The sequence below is a fragment of the Cupriavidus sp. 05T313 genome (assembly GCF_056396665.1).
The window spans coordinates 1-467 of record NZ_JBFTLX010000620.1 but is presented as its reverse complement, the minus strand read 5'-3'; the positions used below and the strand labels follow the sequence as shown (position 1 = coordinate 467).

The following is a 467-nucleotide window of genomic DNA, read 5'->3' as shown; positions in this document are numbered from 1 at the left end:
ACCCTGAACAGCCTGGGCGTGCTTTCTGTGGCCGCAGCAGTCACCTTGACGGTCAGCCAGCAATGGCGGACGTCGCTCGCTGGCGCGCTGGCGGGCAAGGAAGCACCCACGGTACTGCTCGGCGCCGCCCTGCCGGCTACCACGGCCCATGCCAGCACTGGCGTGCCGCCGGTCTCGGCCGACGTGGCCGCCGCGCGTCTGGCGCATGCCACCAACGGCTTGCCGACGGTGTCTGGCGTGGACGAGTGGAGTGTGTCGGCCGCGGGCAAGGTCCCGTCGGTGGCGCACCTGGCCGCGCAGATCCCGGTGCAGCGCGTGGCGCTGGACGCCCGCAACACGACGGCGCTCGGCTCCGCACGTGAGCAGGCGGCCGTGGCGGACTACATCGCCCGCAAGTACCGCGTGGCGGCGCAGGCCACCGGGCAACTGGTGAAGGCCGCGTACATGACGGGCCGCGAGTTCGGCAT

At 72.4% G+C, this 467-nt stretch carries 1 pseudogene; it reads left to right on the top strand.

The annotated features are described in order from the left end of the window. Positions 1-467: pseudogene (locus AC1DKD_RS42045) on the top strand (lytic transglycosylase domain-containing protein); the annotation flags it as partial.